The organism is Curtobacterium sp. MCJR17_055 (assembly GCF_003224335.1).
Taxonomy (GTDB): domain Bacteria; phylum Actinomycetota; class Actinomycetes; order Actinomycetales; family Microbacteriaceae; genus Curtobacterium.
In genome coordinates, this window is record NZ_QKLF01000005.1 from 98,168 (window position 1) to 123,896 (window position 25,729).

At 74.2% G+C, this 25,729-nt stretch carries 26 protein-coding genes; 10 read left to right on the top strand and 16 right to left on the bottom strand.

Annotated features, from left to right (window positions below; genetic code table 11):
- Nucleotides 1-32 precede the first annotated feature (32 nt).
- The 4 genes from DEJ16_RS12340 to DEJ16_RS12355 form a co-directional block, all read right to left on the bottom strand.
- A complete protein-coding gene (locus DEJ16_RS12340) occupies nt 33-1,034 on the bottom strand; it encodes a hypothetical protein (RefSeq protein ID WP_110825530.1) in 1,002 nt (333 codons plus the stop codon).
- A 73-nt stretch (nt 1,035-1,107) separates the two neighbouring features.
- Nucleotides 1,108-1,785: an RES family NAD+ phosphorylase gene (locus DEJ16_RS12345; RefSeq protein ID WP_110825414.1), complete on the bottom strand. Its 678-nt coding sequence runs from the start codon at nt 1,783-1,785 to the stop codon at nt 1,108-1,110.
- Between the two features lie 10 nt (nt 1,786-1,795).
- A complete protein-coding gene (locus DEJ16_RS12350; RefSeq protein ID WP_110825413.1) occupies nt 1,796-2,398 on the bottom strand; it encodes a hypothetical protein in 603 nt (200 codons plus the stop codon).
- Between the two features lie 159 nt (nt 2,399-2,557).
- Nucleotides 2,558-2,752, bottom strand: coding sequence for a zinc transporter permease (locus DEJ16_RS12355; RefSeq protein ID WP_110825412.1), 195 nt, complete (start codon nt 2,750-2,752; stop codon nt 2,558-2,560).
- 126 nt (nt 2,753-2,878) lie between these two features.
- Between DEJ16_RS12355 and DEJ16_RS12360 the strand changes: the two genes are divergently transcribed.
- The 4 genes from DEJ16_RS12360 (at nt 2,879) to DEJ16_RS12375 (ending at nt 7,436) form a co-directional block, all read left to right on the top strand.
- Nucleotides 2,879-3,847, top strand: a complete 969-nt coding sequence (locus DEJ16_RS12360; RefSeq protein WP_258365961.1) for an acetylxylan esterase — start codon at nt 2,879-2,881, stop codon at nt 3,845-3,847.
- 210 nt (nt 3,848-4,057) lie between these two features.
- Complete coding sequence (locus DEJ16_RS12365; protein WP_110825410.1) at nt 4,058-5,593, top strand: GNAT family N-acetyltransferase; 1,536 nt, start codon at nt 4,058-4,060, stop codon at nt 5,591-5,593.
- A complete protein-coding gene (locus tag DEJ16_RS12370) occupies nt 5,590-6,363 on the top strand; it encodes an amino acid ABC transporter ATP-binding protein (RefSeq protein WP_110825409.1) in 774 nt (257 codons plus the stop codon). The genes DEJ16_RS12365 and DEJ16_RS12370 overlap by 4 nt, the downstream gene beginning before the upstream one ends.
- 53 nt (nt 6,364-6,416) lie before the next feature.
- Nucleotides 6,417-7,436, top strand: coding sequence for an ABC transporter substrate-binding protein (locus DEJ16_RS12375; protein WP_110825408.1), 1,020 nt, complete (start codon nt 6,417-6,419; stop codon nt 7,434-7,436).
- Nucleotides 7,437-7,724: 288 nt separating this feature from the next.
- Here the strand turns inward: DEJ16_RS12375 and DEJ16_RS12380 are convergent, their stop codons facing one another.
- From DEJ16_RS12380 to DEJ16_RS12395, 4 genes are all read right to left on the bottom strand, one after another.
- Nucleotides 7,725-8,876, bottom strand: coding sequence for an LLM class flavin-dependent oxidoreductase (locus tag DEJ16_RS12380; protein ID WP_110825407.1), 1,152 nt, complete (start codon nt 8,874-8,876; stop codon nt 7,725-7,727).
- Nucleotides 8,873-10,237: an NtaA/DmoA family FMN-dependent monooxygenase gene (locus tag DEJ16_RS12385; protein WP_110825406.1), complete on the bottom strand. Its 1,365-nt coding sequence runs from the start codon at nt 10,235-10,237 to the stop codon at nt 8,873-8,875. Before DEJ16_RS12385 ends, DEJ16_RS12380 begins: the two co-directional genes overlap by 4 nt.
- Entirely contained in the window at nt 10,234-11,487 is a 1,254-nt protein-coding gene (locus DEJ16_RS12390) for an LLM class flavin-dependent oxidoreductase (RefSeq protein WP_258365962.1), read from the bottom strand. Before DEJ16_RS12390 ends, DEJ16_RS12385 begins: the two co-directional genes overlap by 4 nt.
- 119 nt (nt 11,488-11,606) lie before the next feature.
- Nucleotides 11,607-12,788, bottom strand: a complete 1,182-nt coding sequence (locus DEJ16_RS12395) for a reverse transcriptase family protein (protein ID WP_110825404.1) — start codon at nt 12,786-12,788, stop codon at nt 11,607-11,609.
- A gap of 236 nt (nt 12,789-13,024) precedes the next feature.
- Between DEJ16_RS12395 and DEJ16_RS12400 the strand changes: the two genes are divergently transcribed.
- The 4 genes from DEJ16_RS12400 to DEJ16_RS12415 all read left to right on the top strand — a co-directional run bounded on the left by DEJ16_RS12400 (nt 13,025) and on the right by DEJ16_RS12415 (nt 15,148).
- The gene (locus tag DEJ16_RS12400) at nt 13,025-13,540 is read left to right on the top strand and encodes a heme-degrading domain-containing protein (RefSeq protein ID WP_110825403.1); all 516 of its coding nucleotides are present in this window, start codon (nt 13,025-13,027) and stop codon (nt 13,538-13,540) included.
- Entirely contained in the window at nt 13,537-13,971 is a 435-nt protein-coding gene (locus DEJ16_RS12405; RefSeq protein WP_110825402.1) for an HIT family protein, read from the top strand. Before DEJ16_RS12400 ends, DEJ16_RS12405 begins: the two co-directional genes overlap by 4 nt.
- Entirely contained in the window at nt 13,968-14,393 is a 426-nt protein-coding gene (locus DEJ16_RS12410; RefSeq protein ID WP_110825401.1) for a RidA family protein, read from the top strand. The genes DEJ16_RS12405 and DEJ16_RS12410 overlap by 4 nt, the downstream gene beginning before the upstream one ends.
- Nucleotides 14,394-14,491: 98 nt before the next feature.
- A complete protein-coding gene (locus DEJ16_RS12415; protein WP_110825400.1) occupies nt 14,492-15,148 on the top strand; it encodes a hypothetical protein in 657 nt (218 codons plus the stop codon).
- A gap of 22 nt (nt 15,149-15,170) precedes the next feature.
- On the opposite strand, the gene DEJ16_RS12420 is transcribed toward DEJ16_RS12415, so the two are convergent.
- The 5 genes from DEJ16_RS12420 to DEJ16_RS12440 all read right to left on the bottom strand — a co-directional run bounded on the left by DEJ16_RS12420 (nt 15,171) and on the right by DEJ16_RS12440 (nt 20,412).
- Nucleotides 15,171-15,707 (bottom strand): phosphoribosyltransferase family protein, encoded by a 537-nt coding sequence (locus DEJ16_RS12420; RefSeq protein WP_181419582.1) that lies wholly within the window; start codon nt 15,705-15,707, stop codon nt 15,171-15,173.
- 52 nt (nt 15,708-15,759) lie between these two features.
- Nucleotides 15,760-16,407, bottom strand: a complete 648-nt coding sequence (locus DEJ16_RS12425) for a copper resistance CopC family protein (RefSeq protein WP_110825398.1) — start codon at nt 16,405-16,407, stop codon at nt 15,760-15,762.
- Nucleotides 16,408-16,502: 95 nt separating this feature from the next.
- Nucleotides 16,503-17,465 (bottom strand): SDR family NAD(P)-dependent oxidoreductase, encoded by a 963-nt coding sequence (locus DEJ16_RS12430; protein ID WP_110825397.1) that lies wholly within the window; start codon nt 17,463-17,465, stop codon nt 16,503-16,505.
- Between the two features lie 9 nt (nt 17,466-17,474).
- Complete coding sequence (locus DEJ16_RS12435) at nt 17,475-18,203, bottom strand: hypothetical protein (RefSeq protein WP_110825396.1); 729 nt, start codon at nt 18,201-18,203, stop codon at nt 17,475-17,477.
- A 76-nt stretch (nt 18,204-18,279) separates the two neighbouring features.
- Nucleotides 18,280-20,412: an acyltransferase family protein gene (locus DEJ16_RS12440; protein WP_110825395.1), complete on the bottom strand. Its 2,133-nt coding sequence runs from the start codon at nt 20,410-20,412 to the stop codon at nt 18,280-18,282.
- Nucleotides 20,413-20,588: 176 nt separating this feature from the next.
- Here DEJ16_RS12440 and DEJ16_RS12445 point away from each other — a divergent pair, with 176 nt between their 5' ends.
- Both DEJ16_RS12445 and DEJ16_RS12450 read left to right on the top strand, forming a co-directional pair.
- A complete protein-coding gene (locus DEJ16_RS12445; protein WP_110858055.1) occupies nt 20,589-21,050 on the top strand; it encodes a BLUF domain-containing protein in 462 nt (153 codons plus the stop codon).
- Nucleotides 21,051-21,173: 123 nt separating this feature from the next.
- The gene (locus DEJ16_RS12450; RefSeq protein WP_375232133.1) at nt 21,174-22,358 is read left to right on the top strand and encodes an APC family permease; all 1,185 of its coding nucleotides are present in this window, start codon (nt 21,174-21,176) and stop codon (nt 22,356-22,358) included.
- A 75-nt stretch (nt 22,359-22,433) separates the two neighbouring features.
- Here DEJ16_RS12450 and DEJ16_RS12455 read toward each other — a convergent pair whose 3' ends face one another.
- The 3 genes from DEJ16_RS12455 to DEJ16_RS12465 are packed head-to-tail and all read right to left on the bottom strand — an operon-like array spanning nt 22,434 to nt 25,632.
- Nucleotides 22,434-23,615 (bottom strand): low temperature requirement protein A, encoded by a 1,182-nt coding sequence (locus DEJ16_RS12455; RefSeq protein ID WP_258365964.1) that lies wholly within the window; start codon nt 23,613-23,615, stop codon nt 22,434-22,436.
- 26 nt (nt 23,616-23,641) lie between these two features.
- The gene (locus tag DEJ16_RS12460; protein ID WP_220032732.1) at nt 23,642-24,304 is read right to left on the bottom strand and encodes a response regulator transcription factor; all 663 of its coding nucleotides are present in this window, start codon (nt 24,302-24,304) and stop codon (nt 23,642-23,644) included.
- A complete protein-coding gene (locus tag DEJ16_RS12465) occupies nt 24,301-25,632 on the bottom strand; it encodes a sensor histidine kinase (RefSeq protein ID WP_110825392.1) in 1,332 nt (443 codons plus the stop codon). Before DEJ16_RS12465 ends, DEJ16_RS12460 begins: the two co-directional genes overlap by 4 nt.
- Between the last annotated feature and the right edge of the window lie 97 nt (nt 25,633-25,729).

Consider the following 25,729-nt stretch of genomic DNA (forward strand, 5'->3'; position numbering starts at 1 on the left):
CGCGCCTGGCACGCGGTCGGCGGCGACCGCGGTCAGCGGGCGTAGGCGTCGACGAAGAGCGGGCCGCGGATCTCCCGCAGGACGTCGACGAGCCGGTCGACCGTCCGGCCGGACACGCCGGACACCTGGAGGTCCCACGGACCGAGTGCCGGCAGCCGCCCGGTGCGGATGCGCACGACCTCCCACCCGACGGCACGGGTGGCGCGGTCCTTCCGGCGGTCGGAGTCCTCGCGGGAGCCCACGTGCTCGAGCCCGTGCCGCCCGGTCGAGTCGTACTCGATCGCGACGCGGAGCTCGGGCAGCACGATGTCCGGCCAGACCTCGACGTGCTCGTGGAACGGCCGGTCCAGGCGGATCGCGGTGTGGTCGAACGTCAGGTCGAGCCGGTCGCGCAGCGCTGCGCGGAGCTCCGCCTCGACCGCCGAGGCCGGCGCCGGGGCACACCGACTGACGAAGGACTCCCCCGACGGCAGGCGCGGGGTCTTCGGGCAGATGGTCCGGGGTGCGGCCGAGCGGGCACCGCCGGTCCGTCCGGTGCGGCGGCTCCCCCGGCGCGTCGACGCCACCGCGCCGCTCGGCACCGCGGACGAGGAGGCCCCGGTGGCGACGGCGCGGGCACCACCGCGCGCGGGCGCGGCCGGCAGCGTCTGCCGACCGGTCGTCCGCACGGCGCGCTGCGGGACGGGGACCCCGCTCGGCCAGTCCTCCGGCAGGACCGGCCAGCGCTGCGGCTGGGCGAGCACCGCACACTCCGGGCACCACACGGACCTTCGGCGCTCACGCCCCGGCCGGGACCGCTGCTCGGACGGTGTCGCGACGAACACGTGGCCGACGTCGCACTCCCACGTCAGCAGGACGTCGGCGGCCGGCGGCACCTGCGTGAGGACGACACCGGCGTTCCACTCCGGGTGGTACTGCCGCACGAGGACCGGCCACGACGCCCACTCGGCTCGGAACTCCCCCACGGCGTAGGGCACCGGGACGCCGCGCGACCACTGTCGGCGGCGCCACCACGCATCGACTGGTTCGGCCACGAGCGGCACGGTAGGACGAGCCACCGACACCGACCGGATCGGCCCTCGCCGACACCGACCGGGACCGCTTCGCTCAGGTCGGCGGGGTGACGAACGTGAACCGCTCGGGACCGGCGTCGGACCCGTCGTCGAGCACGCGGATGCCGGACTCGCGGCAGGCGGTGATGCCGTCGCGGTGCACGCGCTCCGGCCGAGGCCGCTTCGGGACGCCGGCGCTGCCGAAGACGGCCCACGCGTTCGCCGCCGCGGCGCTCGTGAAGCGGGTGCTGTACCGGACACCGGCGAACCCCGCCGCGTCGAAGGCCCGGGCCCACGCCTGCGGCACCCGGTAGTCGCCCATCGTCTGCAGCTCCGCCCCCACGCCGGACCGGACCGCGAGCGGGTCGGTGACGTCGGCGAAACGGCGGCCACGGGAGGCGCGCGCGGCCACGACGACCATCTCCCGAGCCCGTGCCGCGAACACGGTGTTCGTGGTCAGGGTGTGGTGTGCGAGACGCTCCCGCACGGCGACCTCCACCGAGTCCGCCCAGTAGCAGGTGCCCCGCGGAGCGGCGAGGTCGAAGCGGCCGCCGTCGATCCCGTCCGCGTCCGCCGGGGTCGAGGCGAACCACCAGGCACCGCGGTCGTGCCGCTTCGCCCGGTAGAAGGTGGTGCCGCGCGACTCCGCCGCGGGGAAGGCCGACAGGTCGACGCCCGCGTCCGGGGGCTGCTGGGCGACGTCGCTGCGCCGGGGCTCGTGTGCCGGAGTCATCGCGCGCGGCTCAGGCGTCCGCGTGCCAGGCGTTCGCCGCGCGACGGGCGGCAGTGAGCACGGGCTGCACGCGACCGTCCCGGAGCGCCTGGGCGGCGGTCGTCCCGCCGAACTCGTCGGCGACGGTGTTCAACCAGAGCGCGCTGCCCCACGGGTCGATGCCGTCGCGGTCGAGCAGGTCGAGGACCTCCCGCAGGTGCGGGAGCGGGGCGCCGGAGGCACCGAACTGGAACGACGGGAAGATGCGGGTGCCGTCCCCGATCTTCAGGCCGAGCAGGTCGCGCTTCTGGCTCGCCTTGTGGATCGCCTGCCGGCTCACACCACGCCAGGTCGCGAGCGAGGTCGTGTCGTAGAACGGCCCGATGAGGGCGTCCGCCTCGTGCTTCACTGCGGGCAGGGCGGCGAGCATGCGTTCGGCCAGCGCGTCGACGTCCGCAGAGTCGGAGAGCGCGCCGTCCGCCCGGCCCTGCCGGACGAGGTCGGTGACCGCCTCGACCAGTGCGGTCTCGGTGGCGGAGAGCCCCCGGCCCGCGCGGCGGTCCGCGTCGGCCGTGGCGCCGGAGCGCTGAGCGCTCGCACCGCGGGTGGCCGAGCGGTGCAGTGTCGATTCCAAGCCGGACTCCTGTCGTCAACCGTGTCAACCACACGCTACGCGCGGGGCGACAACCGTGTCAACCCGTCCTGCCGGTTCCGCTCCCCCGACCGCCGGACGGGAGGTGCGGTGCGCTTCCGGCACCGCGCCTCCCGTCCGGCGACCCCGCGTCAGCGGGTGTCAGTGCTCGTCGTAGTGGTCCTCGTGACGGGCGTGACGGTGCCCGTCGTGGACGAAGTCGACGTGGTCGTCGTGCTCGACGGTCTCGTGCTCGCCGCCGTCGCGCTCGTGATCGTGCTCCTCGACGCCGTGTTCGGCGACGCGGTGCTCGCCCTCCGCGGGTCCGTCGACGGTGGGGTCGGTCGTGTCGGTCATGGTGCCGTCCTTTCGTGAGATCGGTTCTCATGGCAACCGTACGGGCTCGTCCCCCCGATGTCCGCCGGCGGACCGGCAGACCCGTCGGACCTTCCCCGGGACGCCGTGCCGTGCCAGGGTCGGACCGTGTACACCGACATCACCGGACCGGACCTCACCTCGTACCGCGGCAGCGTCGCCGAACCGGACGACTTCGACGACTTCTGGCGACGCACCCTCGCGGCAGCGCGGGAGCACCCCGTCGCCGTACGGACCGAGCGGGTCGACACCGGCCTCACGACGGTCGACACCTACGACGTCTCGTTCGCCGGCTGGGACGGGCAGCGCGTCGCCGCGTGGCTGACGGTCCCCGCGGGCAGCAGCGCCGACGCTCCGCTCCCCGCCGTCGTGGAGTACCTCGGCTACGGCGGTGGACGCGGCCTGCCCACCGAACGCCTGCTCTGGGCGTCGTCGGGCGTCGCGCACCTGCTCATGGACACCCGCGGCCAGGGCTCCGGTTGGGCGACCGGCGACACCCCGGACCCGGACGGCAGCGGACCGGCGATCCCCGGCGTGATGACCCGCGGCATCGAGTCGCCCGACACGTACTACTACCGGCGCCTGACCACCGACGCGGTCCGCGCCGTCGACGCCGTCCGCGACATCGACCTCGTCGACGGCCGACGGGTCGCGGTGCTCGGCGGCAGCCAGGGCGGCGGGATGGCGATCGCCGTCGCCGGTCTGGTGGAGGGACTGGCCGGGGTGTTCCCCCGCGTGCCGTTCCTCTGCGACCACCGGCACGCCACGCAGATCACCGACGCCTACCCGTACCACGAGGTCGTCGACTACCTGGCGACGCACCGCACCGCCACGGAGCAGGTGTTCGGCACGCTCGCGTACTTCGACGGCGTCCTGCACGCGGCCCGTGCGACCGCACCGGCGTGGTTCTCGGTCGCGCTGATGGACCCGATCTGCCCGCCCTCGACCGTCTACGCGGCCTACAACGCCTGGGGTGGCCCGAAGGAGATCACCGTCTGGGAGTACAACGGCCACGAGGGCGGCGGGGCGCACGAGGACGCCGACACGCTGCCGCGGCTCCGGGAGCTGTTCGGCTGACACCGGAGCGACCACGGCGACCGGCCAGCGGGCGAGCACCGGCTCGGTCACCGGGGAGGGCCACGATGTGACGCTGCGTTGCGCCGTGTAGCGCCGTGTTGCGGAGTGTGCCGCCGTGTTTCGTCCTCCGTTGTGAGCGGGGCGCAGCCCTCGTACCGTCGGGCCACCGACCGGCACCCGCCGGCCGGGTCACCGACGTGAGGGACACCGATGACCGACACGGCCCCGGCGCACACCGCCTCCTCCCGCACGCTCGTGTTCCGCACGGTGCACCCCGACGACCCTGCCGTCGCCCCGCTGCTCGCCGACCTGGAACACGAGTACGACACCCGGTACGGCGACTCCTCCGACGAGCCGGCTTCGGTCGAGCTCCGGCGTTGGCCGGCGGAGGACTTCGTCGCCCCCCGCGGTGCCTTCGTCCTGCTGTTCGAGGACGACCAGCTCGTCGCCGGCGGCGCGTTCAAGCCGTACGACGCGGAGACCGTCGAGCTCAAGCGCATCTGGACCGCGCCGGCCGCACGCGGGCGGGGGCTCGCCGGGCTCGTCGTCGCCGAACTCGAGGCAGAAGCCCGCCGCCGTGGGTTCCGCCGCGTCCACCTGACCACCGGGCCGCGGCAGCCCGAGGCGGTCCGGCTCTACCTCCGCTCCGGGTACACCCCCCGGTTCGACCGCGGACGGCCGCCGGAGGAGATCGGGATCCACCCCTTCGAGAAGGTGCTCGACGAGGCGGAGGCGGAGCGGGCCTCCCGTCCGGAGACCGACCCGGACGTCGTCCTGGCGGGGCGCGCCGCGCTCGACCGGCCTGTCGTGCCGCTCCGGCACCCGCTGCGGTGGCTCGCCGCCGCGGTCGTCCTCGTGCTCGTGCTGAACCTGGTGCAGACGCTGTTCACCAACCCGTCCTGGGGGTGGCCCCGTGTCGGGACGTGGCTGTTCAGCCCGGCGATCCTCACCGGACTGCAGCTGACCCTCGTCGCGACCGCGTTGAGCGCGGTGATCAGCTTCGCCGGTGGAGTCCTCGTCGCGGTCGCCCGGATGTCGCCGAACCCGGTGTTGTCCGGGCTCGCCTGGGGCTACGTCTGGCTGTTCCGGTCGGTGCCGCTCATCCTCGTGCTCGTCTTCCTCTACAACCTCGGCTCGCTGTACCCGTCGATCGGCGTCGGGATCCCCTTCGGGCCGCAGTTCACCGTGCCGACGACCGACCTGCTCGGCGACCTGGCGATCGGGGTGCTCGCGCTGAGCCTCAGCGAGATCGCCTACGCGTCGGAGATCGTCCGCGCCGGGGTCCTCGCCGTCGACACCGGGCAGCGTGAGGCGGCGCAGGCGCTCGGACTCCCCCGTCACCGACAGTTCCTGCGGATCGTGCTGCCCCAGGCCCTCCGCTCGATCGTGCCGGCGTTCGTCAACCAGCTGATCGGGCTGCTCAAGGCGTCCTCGCTGCTGTTCTACGTCTCGCTGCTCGACCTGTTCGGGGTGGTGCAGAACCTGTCGAGCACCTACCCGACGGACGTCATCCCGCTGCTCGTCGTCGCGACGCTCTGGTACCTCGCACTCACCAGCGCCGTGTCGGTCGTGCAGTACCACGTCGAGCGGTGGACGGCCCGCGGCTCGGTGCGCGAGCTGCCGCCGACCCCCTGGCAGCGGATCCGTGCCGCGCTGCGGGCTGCCCGCCGCACCGCCGCCACCCGTTCCACGACCACGGCGTCCGACCCGTCCGTCGCGACGACCGCCGTCAGGAGCACCCGATGACCGCCGCCGTCTCCGTCCGGAGTGCCGTGAAGGCGTTCGGCGACCACGTCGTCGTCGACGGCGTCGACCTCGACCTGCCCGCCGGGAGCGTGACGGCGGTGCTCGGACCCTCCGGGTCGGGCAAGTCGACACTCCTCCGCGCGATCAACCACCTGGAGCCGCTCGACCGCGGTGTCGTCACCATCGGTGGCGAGCCGGTCGGGGTCCGCGTCCGTCGCGGCCGCGACGGCCGTGAACGCCTCGAGGAGCTGCCCGAACGGATCATCCTGCGGCAGCGCTCCCGGATCGGGTTCGTGTTCCAGCACTTCAACCTGTTCCCGCACCTCACCGCGCTCGAGAACGTCGTCGAGGGGCCGGTCGCCGCCGGGGTCCCCGCCGACGCTGCCCGGGCACGCGGCAGACAGCTCCTCGACCGGGTCGGGCTCGGTGACCGCGCGGACAGCCGACCACGGCAGCTGTCCGGCGGCCAGCAGCAGCGCGTCGCCATCGCCCGGGCGCTCGCGCTCGAGCCCTCGGTGGTGCTGCTCGACGAGCCGACGTCGGCGCTCGATCCGGAGCTCGTCGGCGAGGTGTTGTCCGTCATCGCGGACCTCGCCCGGTCCGGCACCACGCTCGTCGTCGTCACGCACGAGGTCGCCTTCGCCCGCGAGGTCGCCGACCACGTCGTGTTCCTCGACCGCGGCCGCGTCGTCGAACAGGGACCGCCGTCGCAGGTCATCGATGCGCCGGCGCACCCGCGCACCCGCGACTTCCTCGCCCGCGTGCGCTGACCGCGCGGCTCTCCCACACCCCGTCCCCACCCGATCCCCTCGTCTGGAGCACCATGTCCTCGAACCCCGTCTCCCTCCGCCGGCGGCACCGTGCCGGCGTCCTCGTCCTCGCGGCCGGCGTCGTCGTCGCACTCGCCGGCTGCTCAGCGAACGCCGCGGCCGAATCCGCCGGCGCGGACGACGGCTCGGTCACGATCGGCGCCGCCGCGAACGGTGCCGCGACCGAGACCACGCTCGACGTCGCGGCCGACCCCGCCCTGCACGATGCCCTCCCCGCCGACGTGCAGGCCTCGGGGAAGCTCGTCATCGGCGTCGGGGCCCTGCCCGCCGGGTTCCCGCCGCTCGCCTTCACCGGGGACGACCAGAAGACGCTCACCGGCTCGGAGCCGGACCTCGGCCGCCTCGTCGCCGCGAAGCTCGGTCTCCGGGCGGAGGTGTCGAACGCGACCTGGGACAACCTCTTCGTCGGCATCGACGGCGGCAAGTTCGACGCCGGGTTCTCGAACATCACCGTGACCGAGCAGCGCAAGGAGAAGTACGACTTCGCGTCCTACCGGCAGGACGAACTCGCCCTGCAGGTACCGGCCGACAGCGACCTGTCCTTCGACGGCGACCCGTCCGTCCTCGCCGGGGAGACGATCGCCGTGAGCTCGGGCACGAACCAGGAGAAGATCCTGCTCGAGTGGCAGGAGCAGCTCGCGGCCGACGGGAAGACCGTCACGGTCAAGTACTACCCGGACGGCAACGCGGTGAAGCTGGCCCTCGACTCGGGGAAGATCGACGGGTACTTCGGCCCGAACCCGACGATCGCCTACCAGAACAGGCAGAGCGCGGGTGGGGCGCACCCCACGAAGACGGCGGGCACGTACTCCGGAGCCGGGGCGGACCTGCAGGGGCTCATCGCGGCGACGACGAAGAAGGGCAGCGGTCTCGCGGATCCGATCGCGGACGCCCTCGACGAGCTCATCGAGGACGGCACCTACGCGGAGTGGCTGCGGGCGTACGGCCTGTCGAACGAGGCCGTCGAGCACTCGGAGGTCAACCCCGAGGGACTGCCGCTCGACAACAGTTGACGCACGGCTCCCGCGCTGGCACGACGCGCCGCTCACCTCCCCGGTGGGCGGCGCGTCGTGCGTTGCCGCCGTCGTCCGCGCAGCGGCGACGGGCCGACGGTCCGCCGGGACGCACGGTGGCGGACGGGAGGCGCGGTGTGCGCCGGCACCGAGCCTCCCGTCCGGCGGCAGGACCGCACCCCGCGCGAGCGGGCGCGACCCGGGTCGCGCGGCGCGCCGGGCTCCAGGCGACGCCAGGCCTCAGCGACGCCTGGCCTCAGCGACGCCTGGCCTCAGCGACGCCGGGCCTCAGGCGACGACGACCGCCTCGGCGGTGCGGCGGGCCCACTCGGCGGCGAGCAGCTCGTAGGACCGCACCCGTGCGGCGTGCTCGTGCGTGATCGTCGTGACGAGGAGCTCGTCCGCACCGGTGACCCGGCGGAGCACCTCGAGCCGGTCCGCGACGTGCCCGGCGTCCCCGACGAAGCGGGCGGCGATGCGGTCGCGGACGGACGCGGCGGCGGCTGCGTCGAGCGGGGTCGCGCGGGCCTCGTCCGGCGTCGGGTACGCGATCGCGCCGATGCCGGAGCGGATCGAGCGCACCCACTGCCCGTAGCCGTGCGCGAGTTCCTCGGCCTCGGCGGTCGAGCGGCCGACGACGACGTCCGCGGACACGATGACGTACGGCTCGTCGAGCACGCCGGGGCGGAAGGCCGCGCGGTACGCCTCGACGGACGCCAGGACGGTGCCGGGTGTGGAGTGGTAGTTCGCGCCGTAGGGCAGACCGAGCACCCCCGCGATCCGGGCGCTCTCGCCGCCGGTCGAACCGTGGACCCAGAGCTCGACGTCCGCACCGGTCGCCGGTGGCGCCTCGACGACGGCGCCGTCACGCTCCCAGGTGCCGGCGAAGAGGGCACGGACCAGGGCGAGTTCGTCCTCGAACCGGTCGACGTCACCGGGCACGCGGCCGAGGAGCTCCCCCTGCAGGGCGAACCGGCTCCCGGGGGCGATGCGGAGGTCGAAGGGCGCGGGCAGGAGCAGCCCGTCCACCTCGGTGTCCGCGCGCGGGGCGAGCGCGGGCGGCTTCGGGGTGCCCGGAGCGGGTGCGCCCGAGCGGCCGAGACCGAGGTCGAACCGCGGCCCGTACAGCCCGGTGAGGGTGCCGAAGGTCTCGGCGATCTGCAGTCCGCGGACGTTCCCGACCAGGGTCGCTGCGCTGCCGACCCGGATCGACGTGGTGGCACCGGCGACGGCACCCATGACGACGGTCGGCGCACTGCCCGCGACGCCCGGGTTGAGGTGGTGCTCGGCGAGCCAGTACCGGGCGTAGCCGGCGCGCTCGGTGACGACGGCGAGGTCGATCGTCTCGTGCAGGGCCGCCGTGGCGGACGAACCGCTGCGCACGGGGACGAGGTCGAGCACCGAGAGCGGCACCGGCGCCCCGCGGTCGACGCCGCTCACGCGAGCACCCCCTGGCGGTCACGGACCCGCCCGGAGAGCCCGAGGGTCTCGCGCAGGGTCGCCCCGTCCTCGTACTGCTCCCGGTACACACCGCGCTCCTGCAGCAGTGGGACGACGCTGTCGACGAACTCGTCCAGGCCGTACGGGTTCGTGTGCGGGACGACGACGAACCCGTCGGTCGCCCGTTCCTGCACGTACCGGTCGATCTCGGCGGCGATGCTCGACGGCGTGCCGACGAAGCCGCCCCGTGTCGACACCCGGATGACGAGCTCGCGGATGGACAGCCGGTCCGCCGCGGCCTGCTCGCGCCACGTCTGCACGACCGCCCGGGGGTCCCGGACGTGCCGGACCCTGCCGCGGGTGATCGTGTCCGCGTCGACGTCGGGTTCGACCTCGGGCAGCGGTCCGTCGACGTCGTAGGACGACAGGTCCCGGTTCCAGACCTGCTCGAGGAACGCGATCGCGGTCGCCGAGCTGACCTGCGCGCGACGGATCGCCCGGGAGCGTTCCTCGGCGTCGGCCCGGGTGTCGCCGAGCGTGAAGGTCGCGCCGGGCAGGACGAGCAGCTCGTCCCGGGAACGTCCGACCCGTTCCAGCCGTGCCGCCAGGTCGTCGGAGAACCGGCGGGCGTCCTCGAACTCAGTGTGCAGCGAGAAGACGACCTCGGCCTGCGCGGCGGCGAGGTCGCGGCCCTCGTCGGAGTCGCCGGCCTGCACGAGCACGGGGTGACGCTGTGGGCTGCGCGGCACCGGGAACGTGCCGGTGACGTCGAACTGCGGGCCGTGGTGGTCGACGTCCCGGATGCGGGAGCGCTCCGCGTACACGCCGGAGGTCCCGTCGGCGACGACGGCGTCCGGCTGCCACGAGTCCCACAGCTCGCGGGCGAGCTCGACGAACTCGGCGGCGCGCGTGTACCGGTCCGCGTGGTCGAGGAAGCCCCCGCGTCGGAAGTTGGCACCGTGGAAGGCGTCCGAGCTCGTCACGACGTTCCACCCGGCGCGGCCCTCGGTGAGGTGGTCGAGCGTGGCGAGCTGCTTCGCGAGCTCGACCGGCTCGTTGAACGTCGCCGACAGCGTGCCGACGAGCCCGATGTGGGACGTCACCCCGGCGAGGGCGGCCAGGACGGCGAGCGTGTTCGGACGACCGACGACGTCGAGGTCGTGCACGCGGCCCTTCTGCTCGCGGAGCCGCAGCCCCTCGGCGAGGAACAGGAAGTCGAGCCGGCCCCGCTCGGCGTTCCGCGCGAAGTGCTCGAACGACGAGAACGCGATCTGGCTCTCCGCGCGGTCGTCGCTCCAGACCGTGGTGTTGTTGACGCCCGGGAAGTGGGCGGCCAGGTGCACCTGTCGCTTCGTGCTCATGCGGGGACCCCCTCGGGTGTGGTGGTGGCGTACCGGCTGAGCGCGGGGCGCAGCCCGAACCGCGTCCGCAGGTCGGCGACGGGGCGCGAGGCGACGTCCGCGCGGAGCCCGGCGGTGACGAGCGCGGGGACGAGCTGTCGGGCGACGGCGGTGCTGTCGAGCGGGATCCGCAGCGGGCGCAGTCGGACGCCGGCGTACCCGAGGGCACGGAGGTCGCCGATGCGGGACACGAGTTCCGGCACGGTGGTCGCGAGCACGGCGGCGTCCGACCAGGAGGGACCCGCTGCCGCAGGCCCCGCCGCCACGGTTCCCGCCGCCGCGTCGAGCGCCGCCAGCGCGTCCGCCGCCTCCGCCGACGACGACCCGATGAGCACCGCGAGGTCCGCGAGCACCGGGCGCTCCGGGTCCGATCCGGCCGCCTGCTCGGCGTCCCGCACCACGGCCAGCGCGCCCCGGTCCTCCAGGCCGCCCGCGCCGGGCGTGACGAGCACGACGTCCGCGGCGTCGACCGCGAACCGGGCCGTGTCCTCGCGGTGCGCCAGTGCGAGGACCGGCGGCCGACCCTGCGGGGACCGCGGGACGATCGACGCGCCGTGCACCGACAGGTACGAGCCCCGGAACCGGGCATCGTGGATGCGGTCGCGGTCGATGAAGCGGCCGGTGGCGACGTCGCGGATGACGGCGTCGTCGTCCCAGCTGTCCCAGAGACGCGCAACGACCTCGGCCACCTCGCGCGCCTCGTCGAGCAGCGGCTCGACCGTGCCCGGTCCCGGTGCTCCGTCGGGCAGGGTCCGGCGGCCGAAGAGCGCGGCCTCGCGGGCGGTGGGACTCACCTGCAGTCGCCACCCGGCCCGGCCGGTCGACACGTGGTCGAGGGTCTGGAGGGCCGTTGCGACGTGGAAGGGTTCGGTGTGCGTCACCGAGACGGTCGGGACGAGGCCGATCTGGCGGGTGGCCGGTGCGACGGCGGCGGCGACGAGCAGTGCGTCGAGGCGCCCGACGACCGTGCTGGTGTCCAGGTCACCGGTCGCGTCCACGGGGCCGGCGGTGAAGGAGTCCTCGAACGTGACGGCGTCGACGCCGAGGCGGTCCTGCTCGCCGACGACGTCGCGCCAGTGCTGCAGGGTCGGCAGGCGTCGCGCGGCGACCGGGTCGGTCCGCCAGGCTGCCGGGTGCCATCCGGCACCCTGCAGCGCGGTGACGAGGGTGATGCGGTCGGGCACGGGTTCCTCGGCTCTGTCGGTGGTCACGGCATGCGGGATGCGGGGCATCGGGCGTGCGTCGACGCTACGGCGACGGACGCCGGACCGGGGCGTGGGTTGCGGTCCGTGACGGGGTGTTGCGTCGGATGACGTCCGGCGTCCGTCCGTCACGCGGGTGGTGACGGCGCTCGATCACCAGGTGATGCGGACGAACTCCTGGCGGAGGCGGTCGGCTCGTCCGGGGTTGGTCTGCTCACCCAGCCGATGCGGCCGAGGAGGTGCGCCCGGAAGTCCGGATGACCCGAGCGGTTCTGCGACTCCGGTCCGTGCTCGGCGCAGTTGTGGAGGACGGCGTGGAGGCGGTCGACCTCGCGGCGGCCGGGAGCGGTGCGGTCGTTGACGACGACGCCGGTGACGCTCTGGCGGACGCTCGCGGGTGGGACCCGGGTCTTGCGGGCGTTGAGCCGGAGGCCCTGGTCGGTGACGATGCGGTCGACACCCCGGAGGAAGGCGTCGGCGCGTCGCGCGAGACGGTCGTCGCCGCTGAAGGTGAGGTCGTCGACGTCCCCGCCGGGCGGCATCGCGGTGAGCACGTGGGTCGGGACGCGGTGGGTGCAGAGACCGGTGAGGACGTGGGCGAGGGGTTCCGCGAACCCGGCCGCCCGGAACACCCCGTACACGGACCGTGCGCGGACGCTCGCGAAGAAGCTGGTGAGGTCGGCGGTGATGACGACGCGTTGCCCGACGTGCAGCGCGGCGCCGGAGACCACGCTGCGGCCGGGGACGAAGCCGTGTGCCGCGTCGTGCACCGGCAGGACCGCCAGGAGTTCGTCGAGGACCGTCCGTTGCGTCCGGCGGAGCATGTCCAACGGTTTCTCGAGCAGGCGCGGCGTGCGCCCCGGGCGGCGGACCCACTCGTGCCGGTGGTGGTGCAGCGGGCTGGCGGAGCCGGGTCGGCGGTTCCACCCGCGCGTGTCGGCGAGCCACAGGAGCCGGCCGACCGTCAGGTCCAGTTCGCGGGCGAGCTCGGGCAGGGTGTCGACGAGCAGGCGGCTCGACACCCGCGGCACCGCGCGCACCGGGACCGCCCGCCGCACCAGCACCCGGACCGGACGGCGGGTGGACCGTGTGCGGTGCAGTCGCACCAGCTGCGGTGACGCCGCGATCACCGCCGCGAGTTGCCGGGGTGCGTCGACGGGAGGCCGTGGGTACGTCTCGAGCGCGGTGCGGACGGCGTGGCCCACGTACGCGCGCTCCGGTCCGACGACGTCGAAGCCCGCGGCCGTGAGCAGACCGGTGTCCCAGGCGTCGGCGGCGAGGAAGGCGTCCGCGAGGGCGGTCGCGACCACCTCGACGGGCGTGGGGTTCCCGGGGGACCTGTCGGTGCCTCCGTGAGGTCGCGCGCGCGGAGCGCGCCGAGCCTCTCGGGGCGTGTGGTGCTGCTGGTCCTGCGTACCCCGGGGTGACCCCGGAGAGGTCGACGCGTCACGCGCGCCGTCCGCCTCCCCCGGGAACTCCACGTGCTCACCATACGGAGGATCGCGCTACCGTGACGAGCGACACCGCCGTCCCTGTGAGGAGCACCATGCCCGACACCACCGACACCACCACCGGAGCCCGGTACCGCGAACTCGGGACCGAGCAGAAGCTCGCCGTCCTGCTCGCGGAGGAACGCGAACTCGACCACGACTCGTTCGACCTCGACGACGCCTGGGCGGTGGGCTCCTGGTTGCGGGCGACCGCCCTGGAGCGCGGGCTCGGCGTCGGGTTCGCGGTGTCCTTCGGCGAGCAGCGGGTGTTCCACGCGGCGACCCCGGGCTCCGGCGCGGTGAACGACGCCTGGTTGGAACGGAAGTTCCGGGTGGTGCGGCACTTCGCCCACTCCACCCTCGCGGTGCGGACGCAGTACGAGGTCGGCGGCTCGACGTTCGACGAGGCCGCGGCACTCGACCCCCGGCAGTACCAGGCCGCGGGCGGGGGCTTCCCGCTCGTGGTGCGCGGGTCGCTCATCGGCGCCGTCGGCGTCAGCGGCCTCGAGATGCACGACGACCACGCGCTCGTGGTCGAGGCACTCCGGGCACACCGGGCGTCGCGCCCGTGACGACGGTGGACCCCGACGACTGCGTCTTCTGCCGGATCATCGCGACGGACGACCCGGACACCGTCTGGATCGAGCGGGAGCCGGACGCGGTCGCGTTCCGGCCGCTGCCGGAGTCGGAACTCGCGCCCGGGCACACGCTGGTCGTCCCGCGGGAGCACGCCACGGGCCTCCTGGACGTCGCCCCGGACGCCCTGCGAGCGACGGCACTGCTCGCGCAGCGGGTGGGGCGCGCCATGCGGGCCGCGCTCGGTGCGACCGGGGTCGTCGTGCTCAGTGCGACCGGAGCGGACGCGGGCCAGAGCATGCCGCACCTGCACCTCCACGTCGTGCCGTGCTGGCCCGACGACGGTGTCCTCCGCTGGCCGGAACAGCGCTCCGCGCACGTCGTGGACGGGGACCCGTCGGCGCTGCTCGCGGAGATGTTCGAGTGACGGCCACCGGACGACCCACCGCGGTCGAACTGATCCGCTCCAGCGTGCTCAGCCCGGCTGAGTACGCGCACGCCGCCACAGCGCCGGCTCATGGCCGGCTCGTCTTCCTCGCCGGGTCGTGCCCGCTCGACGCGGACGGAGCGACCGTCGCCCCGGGCGACCACGCGGCACAGGCTGGGCAGTGCGTCGCGAACCTGCGGCAGGCGCTGACCGACGCCGGGGCGCGCATGACGGACGTCATCAGCACCCGCGTGCTCGTGGCGTCGGCTCGCCGAGCGGACCTGGTCACTGCGTGGCGGGTCGTCCGCGACGCGTTCGGCGAGCACGAGGTGCCGAGCACCCTGCTCGGCGTCACCGTCCTCGGCTACGACGACCAGCTGGTCGAGGTGGGGGCGGTGGCCGTGGTCCTCGACGCACACTGATCCGGCCTGCGACACTGGTCGCGCCGGTCGGTCCGCAGTCGCGTGGCCGACACCGGTGACGGCGGCGCGGAGAGCGCCACGGGCGGAGGCGGGGGCCGATGGGGACCGAGGGGTGGCGCGACTGCCGACGCCAACGGCGCGTGCGGAAGGGCAACGGGGAGCCGCTTCCGCCGCTGCGCTGGTGGCAGGTCGCGACGCGGTCGCTCCTCCGCATCGACCTGACCGACCCCGGCACCACGATCACGGCGACCTACACGGTCGACGTCGACCACCTGGGCGACCGTGCCGACGGTGCGGTCCGTGCCCGACTGTACCGGGACGGCCGGCTGCTGTCCCTCGCATCGCTCCCGGCGCGGTTCCCGATCCCCGGCGGCCACATCGAGGTCGCCGTCGGCACCTTCGGACTGCGCCGGTGTCACTTCGTCGCCGCCACGGGCGCCGTGCACCAGTTGACGCCGCTGGCCGGGAGCGCCGAGGGCCGCCGAGCGCGCTTGGCGGCCGAGCGCCCCGGACTGAGCCGGGCGATCGGGACGACATCGACCCTGGTCGTGCTGGCAGGTGTCGGACTCGCAGTGCCGCAGCTGCTCGAGGGGATCACGGCGATCCCGGCCGTCCAGCAGGCGGTCGGGGCATTCGAACTGGCGATCGAGATCCCCCTCGCGGTCAACATCGCCGCCGGTGTCGCGACGGTCGCGGGGAGCATCGAGCGGGCGCTCCGGCTGCGGTCGAACTGGTTGGACGACCTGGCGAACTGATCCGGCGCGTGCCAGCAGTTCCTCAGAGGTCGGCGGCCCGGACCAGGTGCCGGATCGGCGGTAGCCCGTCCTGTGCAGCCGCTGACGCCTCGTCGACGACGACCGCGACGCTGACGAGCGTCCCGCCGCACGCGTCGACGAGCGCCGCGGCGGCCGCCGCCTGCCCGCCCGTCTCGATCCAGTCGTCGACGAGCACGACCCGCTGTCCCGGGCGGACGAGGTCCGGTCTGGTGGCGAGCGTCCAGCGGCGTCCGCGGTAGTCGGGGTCGGTGACGTGAAGCACGAGCGGACCCGGGAACAAGGCACCGTCCTTCCGGACCGGGACGAACCCGACGCCGAGCACCAGGGCCACGGCCGGTCCGAGCACGAATCCGCGCGCTTCGATGCCGAGGACCAGGTCAGCACGGTCCTCCGCGACGAGCGCCGCGAGCCCCGCGACGACCGTTGCGAGGGCGTCCGGGTCAGCGAGCACCGCCCAGGTGTCCGCGTCACCGTCGAGCCACCGGAACCGGCGCACCACCGCCCGGCGAGCGCGGTCGACGGCGTCCTCGTCGGTCATGACGACGCGGTGTCCGGGGCGGTCCTGCGGAGGACCCGGCCCATGCCCTGGATCACCCGCCGGCCCGGGAGGATCGCCGCCGGACGGCGAGGACGACGACACCGGCGACGACGAGCAGCACCCCGCCGAGCGCCCACGGCAGCACGGGCGCTCCGGTACTGGTCGCGGTCGGGTCAGCGGCATCAGCAGGGGTCGGCGTCGCCGTGGCGGACGTGTCCAACCGGGCCTCCCGGCTCGCGGTGGCGGACGGCGCGGAGACCGGAGTGGGGGCGCTCGACGGGGTCGGAGCGACCTCGACGGTGAACGCGACCTGGCCGTCGACCGGGTGGCCGTCCGGTGAGACGTACCGCCACAGCACCGTGTGCGGGCCGGCCGACAGGTCGACGCGCTTCGACATCGTCGTCCCCTCGACGCGGACCTCGCCCGTCGACTCGTCCTGGCCGGTCTGGTCCCGCACCTCGATGCGGAGTCCGGCGTTGAGACCCGCGAGCGGGGCCTCGCTGAACGTCAGGTCGACCTGCCGCACGGCCGTCGTCACCGTGGCCCCGTCCGCAGGGGTGCTGCCGATGAGCGCAGAGTGCGCCGAGGCGGGCGCAGCAGCCTCCGGACCGGCGACGACCGCCGCGAGGACGACCGCCAGCGCGAGGGCGGAACCTCCGACGCGACGGGAGGAAGAGCTACTGGGTCCGGTCCGTGGCACAGACGGACTCTACGGGTCCGAGGTGTGCGCCCGGCGGACGGACGGGAGGCCCGGAGCCAGCTGGCACCGGGCCTCCCGTCCGACGGACGCCCGCGTCAGCGGCGCGAGCCGCTGCGGAGGAAGAGCACGGCGGCACCGGCGACGCCGAGCCAGACCAGCGGCCGCGTGACGCGACGCCGCTTCGCGACCCAGCCGCCGTCGGTCGCGTTGCCCGCATCGGTCGGTGCGTAGAGGTTCCCGTCGGTGGGCGCCTGCTTGCCGCGCAGGGCGAAGACCTCGACGGCCGGACGAGTGATGCGGTGGAACAGCCACGGCACGATGAACTCGGCCGGCACGAGCGCGGCCTGGATGCGCCCGACGTAGCGGTTGCGCTTGGGGTGCAGGGCCTCGGCGACGACGGCCTTCGCCGCACGCTGCACGGAGACGGTCGGGGGCAGCGGGTGCGACGCCTTCTCGGTGTAGTTCGCGCCGTTCTGGTAGATCGGGGTGTCGATCGTCGACGGCAGGACGGCGCCGAAGCGGATGCGCGTGCCCAGGTGCTCGTCGGCGAGCACGTCCATGAGCCCGAGGGCCGCGTGCTTGCTCGTCACGTAGGCCGACTGGTACGGCGCGGACAGCAGCGACTGGATGGAGCCGACGAGGACGTACGTGCCCTCACCACGCTGCTTCCAGTGCGGCAGGAGCGCCTTCACGGCGTGGACGTGACCGTGCAGGTTCGTGTCGACGACGCGCTTGAACGCCTCGGTCGGGGTCTGCTCGAACAGGCCGTAGACGAACAGCGCGGCGTTGCCGACGAAGACGTCGATGCGGCCGAAGCGGCTGGTGACGGTGCCGACGAGGTCGTTCACCTGTCGCTCGTCGGCGACGTCGGTGGGGATGGCGACGGCCTCGGCGCCGAGCTTGCGGCACTCGGCGGCGGCTTCCTCCAGGCTCTGCTCGCCGCGCGCCGCGAGGACGAGCGTGGCGCCCTGCTTCGCGAACTCGTGCGCAGCAGCCCGGCCGATGCCGCTCGATGCTCCGGTGATGACGACGACCTTGCCGCGGAATCGTGAACCCATGGCTCTTCCCTACCCGGTCGGGGCTGCTGGGGAGCCGAGCGGCGTGTCCCCCGGCCGCGCACCCGGGCGCTCGGTGGTCCGGGCGGCGCCGGCGGGATCGAGCTCCGCGCGCAGCGAGCGCAGCACCCGCACCAGCACGGGTCGCTTCAGCCCACCGGCGGTGAAGGGTCGGCCGAGCGTCGTCCGGGGAACGAGCACGACGTGACCGTTCGCGGTGCTCACCCAGATGCCGCAGTCCTGTCGCACCCCCTTGACCACGGTGTTCGCGAGGCCGAAGGCGCGGATGCGTTCCCACGGCAGCGCGTGCACCGGCCGGGCGTGGTCGGGTGTCCAGCCGTGCAGCCCGGCGTCGTCGACGGTCCAGACCTCCGGCTTCGGGTCGGCGAACTCCTCGCCGGCGACCGGGGCCGCTGTCTCGACCGGCAGGTGGAACACCGGCCGGCCACCGGCGGCGCGGATCCGGGCGAGGGTGCGGCTGTCGCGTCGGCCGGATGACCATGCGGCGAGCGCCACTCCGGGTCCGGTGAGGAGCAGGACGACCGGCACGAGGACGGTGACGAAGGCCCCGCGGCCCTGCACCTCGAAGAGTCGGCGGGTGGCCTCGGGGTGTGCGAACTGCTGCCAGAGCAGGAACGCGCCGAGCGCCGAGACGAGCACCGTGACGAGGACGATCCGCCAGGTCGAAGGGACCTCGCCGTCCCGCAGTCGCTGCACCCATCGGTCCCCGTCGTGTTCCACGGGCCCAGCTTGGCAGCGGGGACGGTCGGCGTCCGCCGAGGCTGCCGGTGGACGCCGTGCCCCGCATCCGGGCAGGTCAGGCGCGGCCGCGGAGTGCTGCGTCCACGGTCCGGCCGAGCGGCCCGACGAGGGTCGACACGTACGTGCGCGTCAGGTGCTGCGAGTCCCGGTAGACGAGCACGTTGCCGATCACCGCTGGGCAGGACCCGTCCGCGCAGAACCACCGTGTCATGTCGGCGACGACCACGCCCGGCGTCGCCCGCGCTGCGTCGACGAGCCGGTCACCGGCGGCGAACGCCCGTCCGGCGCTGATCCGACACGTCCAGCGGGAGTCGGGGTGCTCGTCGACACAGCGCTGGGCACCGCTGCCGGCGGCCGGGGTGTCCGGGATCGCGACGACGGTGGTCCCCCGTGCGACGAGGGGCTGCCAGGAGGCCCGGTACCCCTCGAGCGCGCGCCGCGCCGGCTCGGGACCCTCGGGGGTGCCCCGCAGGTCAGCCCGGGACGAGGTGAACACGAGGTCGTACGGTGCTCCCGCCGCCAAGGACCGGTCGACGGCGTCGTTCCACGCCCCACACCGGGCGCGCTCGTCATCGGACACGTCGGTCCACACCACGTGGGAGAACTCGCACCCACCCTTGACCATGAGGTGCAGTTCCCACCCTCGTCGATCGGCGAGGGCGATGAGGGCCGACGACCACTGGTGCGCGTGCGAGTCGCCCACGAGCGCGACCCGGGTGCCCCCGCGGACTCCGACGACGCAGCTGCGGGCGGCGGTCGCCTCCGCCTGGCAGTCGTCCCACGTGGGGTCGATGTCGTAGGCGGCGGTCATGGTCGAAGGGGTGGTCCCCCGGTCCGGGTCTCCGCCGACGGCGCATCCGCTCCCCGGTGCGATGGCGGCGGCTCCCCAGCAGGACCCCGTCGCGGGACCGGAGGTCGTCCCCGGAGAGGATCCGGGGGCGCCGCCGAGCTCGGCGGCGAGTGCACGGTCCTCGCGGAGCTGACCGGTCAGCACGGTCCACCCGGCGGTCGGCGCGAGCAGCACCAGGGCCATGCCCACCGCCACGACGGCGAAGGTGGCCCGTGGGCGGAGGCGGGCGAGCCTCCCGGCCGTCACCGGACGTTCCACGAGGACGGCGGTGCCGTGCGCGAGCCCCGCGGACAGCAGGACGACCGCGGCGGTACGGACCGGCGACGGCGGGTCGGCGACCCCGACGCGCTCGAGGGCGCGTGGCAGCAGCAGGACGACGGGCCAGTGCCAGAGGTACAGCGGGTAGGAGACCCGTCCGAGCCAGCGGACGGGCGGCAGCACGGCGAGACGGGCGAGGACGCCGGTCTCGGCGCGGGTCACGATGACGATCGCGGTGGCGGCGACGGGCAGGACGGCAACGGTGCCGGGGTAGGGCACGTCCGGGTGGAGGAACACCCCGCAGGCGACCAGACCGAGCCACCCGGTGGTGGCGAGACCGGTCCGGACCCGGGCTCTGGCGGACGCCGGCCCGGGTGCCGGGACGAGTGCGAGCAGCGCTCCGACGCCGAACTCCCACGCGCGGGTGTGCGGCCAGAAGTAGGCGGGGGCGGGGTCCGTCGCGGTGAGCACCACGGAGCAGACAGCCGACGCGACGGACACGAGTGTGACGACCACCGCCACGGCGGCCAGCTGCGGACGGCCGGACGGTCGCGGGGTGGGGTGCCGTCGTCGCACGAGGCGGACGACCCGCCAGGCGGCGAGCAGCAGGAGGGGCCACACGACGTAGAACTGTTCCTCGACGCCGAGCGACCAGAAGTGCTCGAACGGGGTCGAGGGGCTGCCGGCGGCCAGGTAGTCGGTGCTCGCCGCCGCGAGTGCCCAGTTCTCCACGTACCCGACGCTCGCGGCGAGGTGCAGGCCGAGGCCCGGCCAGTCCTCCCGCGGGGACAGCAGCCACGATGCCAGCGCGGTGACGGCGAGGACGACGAGCGCCGACGGGACGAGCCGACGCGCCCGGCGTGCCCAGAAGCCCGGCAGGTCGACGCCGTCGCGGGCCTGCAGTTCGCGGACGAGCTGCCCGGTGATCAGGAAGCCCGACACCACGAAGAAGGCGTCTACCCCCACGAACCCGCCCCGGACCACCCCGGCGTCGAGGTGGTAGCCGACCACGAGCACGACGGCCAGGGCGCGGATCGCGTGGACGTCGGTGCGGAAGGGTCCGTGCTGCGGCGAGGGCATCACCGGCGACGGTAGGCAGGACGGGTGAACGGCAGGCGACGCGGGCGGCGTCCGCGCCGTGCCGGTCAGGACCGTGCGACCGTCGGTGCGGTCGCGTCCGACGGCTCGGTGCGGGATCCGGCGATCAAACGGACGCCCGGTTGACCCCTCCGGAGGTCGTGCACGAGAGTGAAGCGATGCTCTCCCTCGTCTACATGTCCGTCGCCGTCGACGACCTCACCGACGCGCAGCTCGTCGACCTGCTGCGGGACGCCCGCCTGAAGAACGACGCGCTCGGCGTCTCCGGGCTCCTCGTCGCCAAGGAGGGACGCTTCATGCAGGTCCTCGAGGGGCCGGCGTGGAGCGTCGAGGACCGCTTCGGCGCGATCCAGCGCGACCCCCGCCACACCGACGTCCGTTCGCTCAGCCGCGAGGAGATCGACACGCGCCGCTTCGACGGCTGGTCGATGGCCTTCGGCACCCCCTCCGACGTCGAGGTCCGCGACGAGCCCGGCTTCAGCGACTTCCTGCAGCGACGCGGTGGTCTGCCGGCCGGGCTCTCCGGGTCACCGGCGGACTGGCTCCTCCGGTGGTTCCGCGGTCGGCAGTTGCAGGACACCCCGCTCGAGGCCGTCTCGCTGGGACGCCACGCCGCCTGACACCGGGCAACGCCCCGTTCACCCGGCTGTGGCACGGTGACGGACGTGCACCACGCTCCCCTGACCGGCCCCCTGGCCCGTCGTCTCCGGTTGTCCGACGCCGTCACGATCGGTCTCGGCTCGATGATCGGCGCCGGCGTGTTCGCGGCGTTCGCCCCCGCGGCCGCCGCTGCCGGGACGGGGCTGTTCCCCGCCCTCGTCCTGGCGGGCGTCGTCGCCTTCTGCAACGCCACCTCGTCGGCGCAGCTGGCAGCCCGGTACCCGACGTCCGGCGGCGCCTACGTGTCCGGGCGGGAGCGACTCGGGCCGTGGGCCGGCTTCGCCGCGGGATGGGGCTTCGTGATCAGCAAGACCGCGAGTTCGGCGGCGATGGCGATCACCTTCGCCGCCTACGTCGTACCGGAGCCGTGGCAGAAGCCCGTCGCGATCGCCGCGGTCGTGGTGCTCACGGTCGTGAACACGTTCGGCATCACGCGGACGGCGCTGCTCACGCGCGTGCTCGTCAGCGTCTCGCTCGTCGCGCTGACCGTCGTGGTCGTGATCGGCACGACCTCGACCGGGTCGACCGCGGCGGACCCGGGTACGCCCGCGGCACCGCTCGGCGTCCTGCAGGCCGCCGGGTTCCTGTTCTTCGCCTTCGCCGGCTACGCCCGCATCGCCACGCTCGGGGAAGAGGTCGTCGACCCCGCCCGGACCATCCCGCGGGCCGTGGTGACCGCGTTGACGATCACGCTCGTCGTCTACGCGCTCGTCGCGGTCGCGACCGTGCACGCGCTCGGGCCGGGAGGCACGGCCTCCTCCGCCGCGCCCCTCCGGTCCGTCGTCGACACCGCCGGACTGCCGTGGCCGGGCGTCGTCGTGCAGGTCGGGGCGGCGGCCGCGTCGCTCGGCGCGCTCCTCGCGATGATCGCCGGCGTCGGCCGGACCAGTCTGGCGATGGCGCGGAACCGGGACCTGCCCGGCTGGTTCGCCGCCGTGCACCCGCGCTGGCAGGTGCCGGCACGGGCGGAACTCGCCATCGGCGTCGCCGTGTGCGTGCTCGTCGCCGTCACCGACCTGCGCGGGGCGATCGGCTTCTCGTCCTTCGGCGTCCTGCTGTACTACGCCGTCGCGAACGTGGCCGCGTGGACGCAGGAGCGGCAGGACCGGCGGTACCCGCGCCTCCTGGCCGTCGTCGGCGTGGTGGGGTGCGTCGTCCTCGTCGCCGCGCTGCCGCTCACCTCGATCGTCGGCGGTGTGGCCGTGACGGCGGTCGGCCTGGCGTACCGGGCCGGGCGGCTCGCGCTGGCGCGACGGCGGGTGCGCTGAGCACCGCCGGTCCGGGCGGCTGCGGCCTCCTCCCACGCGCTGCCGCCTGGCGGCCGCCGCCGATCGGTCGACGTGTCAGTGCGCGGCGACGGGGACGCTCTGCGCCCGGGCACCCCGCGGAGAGGCGACCTCGAGCGTCACCACCACGGCCGCGACGAGCAGGGCGGTGACCGGCAGCGACACCGCCGGGACCGCGATCGAGGCGAGCACCGCGACCGACAGCACGACGACGGCCGTGTTCGCCCGCTGCGGCAGTGACGGTCGGATGGCGAGCGCCCAGATGGACAGCACGAACAGCGCGACCGGGACGGCGACGGTCGCGGCGACGGCGACGGAGCTCAGGTGCACCCGACCGTCGTCGGCGAGCACCGCGACCTCGATCCCCGCCGGCAACGCACCCGCGGCCGCGAAGACGAGGTAGTGCCCGTAGCCGAACACGAGCGCCGACCGCAGGTCACGGATGTGGTCGTGCTGCTCGCGCGAGAAGTAGATCCACCACATCCCGACGGTGATGACCAGTCCGCAGCCCGCGAGGGTGAGCAGGGAGCCGAGGTGCTCGGTGTGCTCGATGGCGTCGATCACGGCGTTCGCCGATGCGAGCAGCCCCTCGCCGAGGACGATGAGCGTGAACAGCGAGTACCGCTCCGCCAGGTGGTGGGTGTGCCACGGCGTCGTCTCCGACCGCGACTCGACCCAGACCGGCACGAGCAGTTCGCCGAGGATGAGCAACGGCGCCGCGAACGGCCGCAGGTCGTGCGGCAGGGCGAGCGACGCGACCCAGAGGACCTGGACGCCGGTGACGCCCACGGCGTACCGGACGGCGCTCGGTCGGTAGCGCGCCGACGACACCGCGGCCCGGACCCACTGGCCGACGAGCGCCAGCCGCATGACCACGTACCCGGTGATCCCGACCGTGAAGTCGCCGTCGACCATGACGGCGTGCACCCCGGCGGCGAGGACGAGCACGCCCGCCATCTGGACCACCGTCATCACCCGGTACAGCCAGTCGTCGGTGTCGAACGAGGTGGCGAACCACGTGAAGTTCATCCACGCCCACCAGATCGAGAAGAACACCAGGCCGTACGACAGGACCGCCGACGTCACCTCGCCCTCCGCCTCGATCTCGTGCAGGTCCGTCGCCGCGAGGCCGACCGCGACCACGAACACCAGGTCGAACAGCAGCTCCAGGGGGCTCGCGGCACGGTGCCGCTGGGTCGGGTCGCGGGGGACCATCCGCCGCAGACCGATCGTCGTCACGTCACGCCTCCTCGGTCGTGGGCACGTCAGCGCGTCTCGCGCAAGTAGGTGAGCACCGCACGGACCCGTCGGTTCGCGTCGTCCGGTGCGAGGTCGAGCTTGGTGAAGACGTTGCCGACGTGCTTCGCGACCGCGGCGTCCGACAGGTGCAGCTCGCGGGCGATGTCGGCGTTCGCGGCTCCCTCGGCCATGAGCGTCAGGACCGTGGTCTCGCGTGCCGTCAACCGGGCCAGCGGGCTGTCGGTCGTCCGACCACGGGCGAGGTGGCGCACGACGTCCGGATCGACGACCACCCCGCCGTCCGCCACCGTCTCGAGCGACCGGAGGAAGGCGGCGACCTTCCCGACGCGGTCCTTGAGCAGGTACCCGACCCCGCCGCGTCCGTCGTCGAGCAGGTCCTGCACGTACGCGCCCGCGACGACCTGCGACAGCACGACGACGGGCAGGTCGGGGTGCTCGCGGCGGAGCGCGATCGCGGCGCGGAGGCCGTCGTCGGTCCCGGACGGCGGCATCCGGACGTCGGTGAGCACGAGGTCCGGCCGCTCCCCCGCCGCGGCGAGCGCCGAGACACCCTGGACCAGGGCGCCGGCGTCCGCCGCGGTGCCGACCACGGTGTGACCGGAGCGCTCCAGCAGACTGACCAGGCCCTCCCGGAGGAGCACGGCGTCCTCCGCCACGAAGATCTTCACGAGCGCCATCGAACCACGTCGGGACGGTCCCGCAGGTGCTCGCCGTGCGTCGGCACGCTGAACCGCAGCACGGTCGGGCCGCCGACGGGGCTCTCGACGTGGAACGACCCGCCGAGGACGGCCGCGCGTTCCCGGAGTCCGTCCAGGCCGCCTCCGGGCGAGGACACGGCTCCCCCGACGCCGTCGTCCGCGACCTCGAGCCAGAACCGGTCGTCGGTGGTCCCGGCGGTCACCTGCACGGTGGCCGCCCCGCCGTGTCGACCGGCGTTCGTCAGTGCCTCGCTCACGACGAAGTAGGCCGCGGTCTCGACCCGTGCGGGCGGTCGGACCGGCAGGTCGACGGCCACGCGCACGGCCAGCGGGGAGCGCGCGGCGAGTTCGTCGACGGCGGCGCCGAGACCGTGGTCGACGAGGACGCGGGGGTGGATCCCGCGGATGGTCGCGCGCAGGGCGTCGACGGCGTCGTCGACGTTGCCGCTGATGCGGTCGAGGGCCTGCCGCAGGGTGCCGAGGTCCCGGCCGTCCCGCTCGGCGGCGTCGAGGTCGACCGCGAGCAGACCGATGTTCATCGACAGGATCGTCAGCTGCTGCTGTGCGCCGTCGTGCAGGTCGCGTTCGATGCGTCGCCGCTCGGCGTCGAACCCGTCGAGGAGCGCCCGCCGCGAGTCGGTGAGTTCCTCGACGCGGTGTTCGAGTTCGCCGGTCCGGTCGCCGAGGAGTGCCCGGGCGACCAGGTCGTGTGCGGTCGCGAGGGCGGTGACCGCGTACAGCAGGACGACGAGCACGACGAGGGCGCCCGCGAGCTCCACGGGTGGGCTGAGCCGGAGGCCGTCGAGCCAGGTCCGGACGACGTCGTCGTCCTGCAGGCGCGCCCCGGTGGCGGCCCCCACGGCGACGCCGACGCTGACGAGGGTCAGGACGACCAGTGCGAAGCCGATCCCGGCGACCAGGAGGAACACGGGCAGGTAGCCGAGTTCGGACCAGGCGAGCGGGTCGCGGAACCGTCCACGCAGGGTGGTGTGGCGGACCCGTCCGGACGACCGGGGGTCCGGGATGCGGGGCAGTCCGAGCACGACCGGCAGGCGGCGACCGACCCGGGCGACCGTGACGGCCCAGACGGGGGCGAGGAACCAGGTGGCCACGACGGGTGCGACGACGACGAGTCCGAGCGCCGCGGTGAGGGTGACGTCGAGCAGCGCTCGCCACGGCGTGCCCGACAGGAGGAACGTCCACGGCGGGACGGTCCACGCCGGCCCGGTCGACGGCCCGGTCCGACGGGGCGGGGCGCCCGTGCGCGTCGGTGGATCGGTCCGGTCCGTGCTCGTCACCCGCCCACGGTAGGGCGCGGAGGCGCACCACCACCAGGGTGACGGCGACCGGTCGACGGTGGAGTCGGCTCCACCACGGGAGTCCGGCCCCCACCCG